This is a genomic window from Shewanella saliphila, from assembly GCF_014648295.1.
GTDB lineage: Bacteria > Pseudomonadota > Gammaproteobacteria > Enterobacterales > Shewanellaceae > Shewanella > Shewanella saliphila.
Map to the genome: position 1 here is coordinate 1 of NZ_BMQV01000080.1, position 6,887 is coordinate 6,887.

6 protein-coding genes are annotated in these 6,887 nt (G+C 40.9%); 4 read left to right on the top strand and 2 right to left on the bottom strand.

Features of this window, described 5'->3' with window-relative positions; genetic code table 11:
- Positions 1 to 151: 151 nt before the first annotated feature.
- Both IEY48_RS19985 and IEY48_RS19990 read right to left on the bottom strand, forming a co-directional pair.
- The gene (locus tag IEY48_RS19985) at positions 152 to 2,287 is read right to left on the bottom strand and encodes an ATP-binding cassette domain-containing protein (protein ID WP_229786609.1); all 2,136 of its coding nucleotides are present in this window, start codon (positions 2,285 to 2,287) and stop codon (positions 152 to 154) included.
- 175 nt (positions 2,288 to 2,462) lie between these two features.
- Entirely contained in the window at positions 2,463 to 3,026 is a 564-nt protein-coding gene (locus tag IEY48_RS19990; RefSeq protein WP_188923307.1) for a dihydrofolate reductase family protein, read from the bottom strand.
- A 121-nt stretch (positions 3,027 to 3,147) separates the two neighbouring features.
- Between IEY48_RS19990 and IEY48_RS19995 the strand changes: the two genes are divergently transcribed.
- From IEY48_RS19995 to tnpB, 4 genes are all read left to right on the top strand, one after another.
- Complete coding sequence (locus tag IEY48_RS19995; RefSeq protein WP_188923308.1) at positions 3,148 to 3,708, top strand: TetR/AcrR family transcriptional regulator; 561 nt, start codon at positions 3,148 to 3,150, stop codon at positions 3,706 to 3,708.
- 490 nt (positions 3,709 to 4,198) lie between these two features.
- The gene (locus IEY48_RS20000; RefSeq protein WP_229786610.1) at positions 4,199 to 5,818 is read left to right on the top strand and encodes an ATP-dependent nuclease; all 1,620 of its coding nucleotides are present in this window, start codon (positions 4,199 to 4,201) and stop codon (positions 5,816 to 5,818) included.
- Positions 5,819 to 5,888: 70 nt separating this feature from the next.
- The gene (locus IEY48_RS20005) at positions 5,889 to 6,233 is read left to right on the top strand and encodes an IS66 family insertion sequence element accessory protein TnpB (RefSeq protein WP_188923309.1); all 345 of its coding nucleotides are present in this window, start codon (positions 5,889 to 5,891) and stop codon (positions 6,231 to 6,233) included.
- Entirely contained in the window at positions 6,230 to 6,523 is a 294-nt protein-coding gene (gene tnpB, locus IEY48_RS20010; RefSeq protein ID WP_188923310.1) for an IS66 family insertion sequence element accessory protein TnpB, read from the top strand. Before IEY48_RS20005 ends, tnpB begins: the two co-directional genes overlap by 4 nt.
- The last annotated feature ends 364 nt before the right edge of the window (positions 6,524 to 6,887 follow it).

A 6,887-nucleotide genomic window follows, 5' to 3' on the forward strand; every position in this document is an offset into this window, starting at 1 on the left:
CGAGAATGAGCTCTTGCCACTGCTGTTGATCACGAAAGGTCTTCATTATGTGTCTCCCAATAAAATAGGGGAACAACATAAATCAGCCGCTTGGTGAAAGGTATGTGCCTTTTGCTAGACGCTTACGTTCGAACAGTTCTTCACAATCCAACTAAATACGAACATAGCTTTGCAAGTATGTTGCTGTATGAGAATTTGACTCTTCAATTAGAGCCTTCGGTGTTCCTTCAAACATAAGTTGTCCTCCCTTATCCCCACCGTCTGGGCCAACATCGATAATCCAATCAGCTTGTGTCATCACATCAAGGTTATGCTCAATAATAATTACCGTATTTCCTCTGGCAGCCAACTCATTAAGGATTTCGATAATTTTATTGGCATCAGACACATGTAACCCAGTTGTTGGCTCATCGAGCACATACACATTACCTGTTTTATGCAGCTCACTTGAAAGCTTGACCCGTTGACACTCTCCGCCAGAAAGAGAGGCTAATGGTTGCCCCATCGTTAAATACCCCAATCCGACTTGTTGCAGCACCTTAATTCTTTTCGTTATCTTTTCTTGATTGAATAACCCAACCGCCTTATCGATAGTGAGTTCGAGCAACTCGGCAATATTCAAACCTTGATACTGATACTTCAAGGTCGCCTCATTATAGCGTTTTCCTTCACATTCACTGCATTGGGTACGAATAGGATCAAGGAAAGCCATTTCCATTTCAACAAAACCCAACCCTTTACAATGTGAGCAAGCTCCTTCGGAATTAAAGCTAAAAACTGAAGGTTTTACATTGTTGGCTTTCGCATATACCTTACGAATTTCATCAAACAACCCTGTATAGGTAGCCGCATTTGAACGCTCAGACTGACCAACAGCCGATTGATCAATCACAATCGCATCGGGGTAACGGTATAGGAATTCATGATGAATAAGCGAACTTTTCCCCGAGCCAGCAACACCCGTGACGCAAGTCATGATCCCTTTGGGAATATTCACATTCACATTGCGAAGGTTATTCGCCGTCGCATTTTTTATCTCAAAGTGGCTGAGGGCTTGCCGAACACGGCTTTTAATCGAAGTGCTTTGGCTTAACAGTTTTCCAGTGGCACCCTCTGATGTTAATAGCTCATGGTACGTACCTTGAAACACAATCTGACCGCCATTTAGCCCCGCTTTGGGGCCAACGTCTATGACATGATCGACAATTTTGATTACATCGGGATCATGTTCAACCACCAACACGGAATTGCCTTTATCTCGTAAGCTGAATAATAGATTGTTGAGGTGATGAACATCTTTCGGGTGTAAGCCGACACTTGGCTCATCAAGAATATACAGCATTTCAGTTAGGCTAGAGCCAAGCTGCTTCGCGAGTTTAATACGCTGTGCTTCACCGCCAGATAGTGTTGATATGTCACGAGACAGTGATAAGTACCCAAGACCAATATCAATAAGGTGGCTGATCTTATTATCGATCTGCTCGATGATGGTGTTGGCATGAGGTTCATCAATCGTATCGACAAACTGCTTTAGATGCTCGATATCAAAATGCGAGACTTGATCGATATTGTAGCCGTTGATTTTTACACTCAGGGCTTGTTGATTTAGACGCGCTCCATGACAAGTATGACAATCTTGAACAGACAAATACTGCTCGATGATCTGCTTTTTCTTTTTAGATAACGTATCTTGATTTTTGTGTACATACAGGCGGTTAATTTTCACAATTACGCCTTCATATGTAATGTCTAATCTCAAATCACCAGTATTGATAGCGATGTTTTCTTCAAAACCATATAGCAGTTTCTGATAGTCTTCTTGCGTAAATTGATTAACGGGTAAATCACAATCAAATTGCCCAGCTAAAGCGATATATTTCCACTGCCAACCACCAACTTTAAAGTCAGGGAACAAAATCGCCCCTTCATTTAGCGACTTGCTCGTATCAAGCATTTTATCGATATCAATATCCATAATCTGCCCTGTGCCATTACAACTCAGGCACATACCTTCGGGAGAGTTAAAAGAAAAATGGCTCGAAGCACCAATCAAAGGTGTTCCGATACGAGAAAACAGTAAACGTAAATAGGTGTAAATCTCGGTTGTTGTTCCTACTGTTGAGCGCGAACTCCCCAAGCTACGTTTTTGCTTTATCACAATAGCGGGGGAGATATTTTCAATAAGATCGCAATCCGGCTTAGGGACTTTAGGTAAATGACTTTGCGCGTAAGTACCCAGTGTGTCGTAAAGCTGTCTTTGAGCTTCAGCATTAATGGTTTCAAACACTAGTGATGATTTGCCCGAGCCCGAAACACCAGTAAAGACGACAATCTGGTTACGTGGGATTTGAATATCCACTGACTTAAGGTTGTTTTGTCTTGCGTTAATAATATTGATGCTTTTCATGAGTTGTAAATATCTTAAGTCAGTTGTCGTTTATGGTGGAATGAATCAGAGGCTTTTATTGATAATTAACCGTGTACTTCACCTGTACAAAGTCGTTAGCAAAAGCAGTCGCCTGTGCTTGCTCTAGTTTGATGTCTTTAATCGTTGTACCAAACAGCGGAATGCCTTTACCTAATAACACGGGTGCATGTGTAATGGTCATCTCATTGATTAATTGAAGGTTAATGAATGCCTGAATAGTGGTGCCCCCATCGATATAGGCATGCTGATGTCCTTCGCTTTCGAGCTTAGTTACCAACGCTTGCAGATCGCCAGCATACATCTCGATTTTATCTTTCACGTTATCCGGTGCCTGTTTCACTGTATTGCTTAGTACAATGATTCGAGTATCACCGTACGGCCATTGCTCTGGTGTCAGATTCATGTTTGAAATGGTCTCCATGCATTTGCGACCCATGATCAGGCAATCAACAGACGCCATGTATTCCGCCATGCCCATATCAGCCTGATCACCCATATCCGCATCAGTGTTTCCAGCCGCATGTAACCAATCAACACTGCCATCATTTTTAGCAATAAAACCATCAACACTAGTTGCGATATATACAGAACATTTCATATTTTCATCTCTTTATGAGTTATACGGAACTAGCCATAGCTCATCCCTTGGCTTCAAGTTCAGCATCGGTTATAATTATTCTACACCGTAGAAATTAATGTTAGTCTAGCGAGAGGGGAGAATGACTGTCAAGGAGAAAAAACGAGGCCGACCAAAAGGCTCGGGCAGCCAACTTAGTACACAAGCTATCATGGATATGGCTAAGACGTTGATGCAAGAAGAAGGGAAAATCCCCAGCATTCGTAAACTAGCTTCAAGTTTAAATGTTGATGCAATGGCGATTTACCATTATTTCAGCAATAAAAATGCACTATTAGAGGCGATCACCACTTCATTGATAGAAGACATCTATGAACCGAAGGTAAGTGATAGCTGGAAATTAGAGCTAAATAAATTATGTAGTAGCTACTTAACTTTACTAAACAATTATCCCGGATTACTGGAAACGCTCCTCAGCATGAGTTCCAAAAGCCCTGCTGCTGTATTTATTGAGCGATTCCATGTTGTTGTAGAGCCATTGAAACTAGACGCTGATTCAGCAAAAAATGCATTGGATCTATTGGTCGATTACCTTCATGGTTATGCACTTGCGTTAAATTGCAGTGGCAGCCAATCGACGCTGGATGTAGGAATGCTTGAAGGGCCCCTCGATATGTATTGCATTGCTCTGGAAAATGCTTAGAAGGCACCACAACAATGTGTTGCATTAACAGCAAATAGCTTGTGTGAAATTTGAACCACTTTGGATATGGTTGAAATAAATAGTTACGTACGGCTTGTGACATTAATATGCAAATAAACGGCTTTGGAGGCTCGTTGCGCAATGCACGAAATTGTCCAATTCCGCGCAAGTCTGCCACCGCTAACAACGGTGGTGTTTGACGTTTTAGGATACTGAAGGTTATTCAAGGATGGCTAAATTAGCAAAGCCGCTGACGCGTTTCTGTCCAGGTACATGTCAGTGGTAGGCTTCTGACACGTTCATGCCCCAAAACGTTTTAGATAGGCCTTTATCAACGATTAAAATTTATTATCCAAAACATGATATTTCTAAAAAATTCTCACCGCTTAATATGCTAGAGTTTACTTATCAATTAATTGCTTAAGGTATAGTTAGATTTCTTGATTATTTAAGCGACTCGAACAGAATCCTCTACAAAAAAGTGGTAAGCATGTTATTAAAGAAACTAGTGGTATCTGGCTACAAAAGCATATCCATAAGCCATCCTCAAACGATAGAGTTTGATCCTCAGCTAACAGTTTTTATTGGTCATAACGGAACAGGAAAAAGTGCCACGTTAGAAGCTCTAAATAAGTTGTTTTCAATCGACCATTCTTTACGTGGCATTATACCTTCTGATTTTCACTTACCTGACGATGTGGATCCTGTAACACCAAGAAATTTAACAATAGAGGCATGGTTCAGTCTTGCAAATGCAAACGTAAATCCATCGATTCCACCTTTAATTAATGGACTTACAGCATCTAGTTCAACAGGTGAAATCATATTTAGGGTTCGCTTAGAAGCAAGCATAAGCTTTGATTACAACCCTCTAGGGGATGTAGACGAAAATATTTGGGTAATCGGTGGCGATATGGAAGAACCTGAAGACGATAACAAACATCGTTTATCTGCAACCCAAAGGAATGCGATTCAAGTCAACTATGTACCTGCCAATAGAGATCCATTAGTTCAGTTAAAATACTCATCAAAAGCCATATTGGGCCGTTTGCTCAAGGCGATTAAATGGTCAGAGGGGGAGCAAGAGTCTTTTGAAGCACAAGCTCAGCAACTGAACCAATTAGCATCAGACAACCCAGCTTTAACCCAGATTACACGAGCCATTAATCACAATTGGCAGGAGATATACAAGGGGCGTCATCTCAATCAAGCTGGGCTTAATTTTCCTGTCGGTGATGTGGATGAAATAATGAGACTTATACAGCTTCAGTTTATGCCAGATGCAACTGGAAACAAGGTTGATACTAGTCGACTGAGTGACGGCCAAAAATCTCTAGTTTACTTTGCTCTAACCAAAGCATTATTTGATATAGATAAAGCGACACGACAAGCTGTTGTTAGTAATCAACCATCAAATTTTGATGCTGATAAGATGAAGCTACCTATTTTTAGCTTGATTGTGCTTGAGGAGCCTGAGAACCATTTATCACCACACTATTTAGGCCGAATATTAAAGCTAGTAAAAGATTATGGCGCGACTGAACTCTGTCAATCAGTTATTTCTACACACTCCGCTTCATTGGTTGGGCGTATAGAACCAACACAAATACGTCATTTTCGATTAGACAATGAGAATATATGTACAAAGGTTCAATCCTTGTTATTGCCTGAAGATAGTGATGAGCAAGCTAAGTATATTAGCGAAGCTGTAAAGGCCTATCCTGAAATTTACTTTTCTAAATTAGTGATACTGGGTGAAGGTGATAGTGAGCAGGTTGTTCTTCCGAAGTTGCTGGAACACTTTGCAAAAGACATTGACGGTCATTCAATATCGGTGGTTCCACTTGGTGGGAGGCATGTAAATCATTTCTGGCGTTTGCTTAATTCTCTGAAGATCCCTTTTGTTACACTATTGGACTTTGACATTGATCGTAATGGCGGTGGTTTTGGCCGTATGAAGTATGTCGTGGAACAATTACTTTTAATGGATGAAATAAAGAGTAAATATATTAACGAAAACATTATTCCTTATATCCCTGCCTGGAATAGCGATCGATACGCTGATTCGTTTTCAATACATTATGAAGATGGAAAAACAGTAACCGTCTAGCGAACCACACCTCGCATCGTTAATCTGACTATCTGAAAATACCTGCTCAATGAGAAATTCGGAGCAAGTGATGAAAACTTACAGAACAGCGGCACAGTGGCTGGAACTACTTCAGCAACGCAGCAATTTCAAAGGCACTAATATTGAATTCTGCCAACACCATAATGTCGCTATTACCACTTACTATAAACAACGTACTTTACAGGCTGAGAACCTGCAAAACCCAACCTTATTCAAGTCAGGTTTCAGCGCTACATCATCACGTTTTATTCAGGTAAATCAAACCACCACTGAAGTCTGCGCGCAAACTCATCAAAATGTGGTGCAGTTTGATATCCGCACAGGCCAGTTAATGTTTCCAGCCAATTTAGCAACGAACGATATCGTTGCCATTATTAAAGGGCTAACGGCATGAAGATGTTTGTTGATGTGCCCACCGTTTATTTATGTGCCGATGTGGTCGATTTTCGTAAATCGATTAATGGATTAGCGGCCTTGGTGGAAGCAGAGCTTGAACTACCTGGTAAGCGTCTAGGCAACCACACCTACTTTTTAAAATTCCATGGTAACAGGCTGTCGATATCCGGTGCTGGTTGGCACAGTCACTTTAGCCCCTTGACGCTGGTCTGTTATTGTTTGGAAATTCTCTTTGAAGTGGTCAATATGCATGGTGTGCTCCCGAAAAAAGGGAGTATAAGATCATAGCGAGATGTTAACGTCAAATAGTGCGTCGAATTGTTCGAAAAACGTTCACGATCTCGCCCTGGGGCCTATAAAGCGCATCTGCATTTGGCATTATTATTTGAGTAATATTTCTTACCGCTGTTATTCAGTTAGAGCGATGCTGTATATGATGTTCATCCTGAATTGCCAAGCAGGTTAATAGTGAAATGCATCATCTTTGGTCATAGGTGTTTTTTTGTTTTAGGCATGGGATCTCCTTGACCCCCTGTGTCAGGATAGTTGTCGCCTCAATTAATTTACAAATAAACAGGGCGCGGTAAGTTAAAGCAAGTGAATTATCAAAGGCATTCAGTTCAATTTAAAGAAGCGATATTAAACAAGCTTA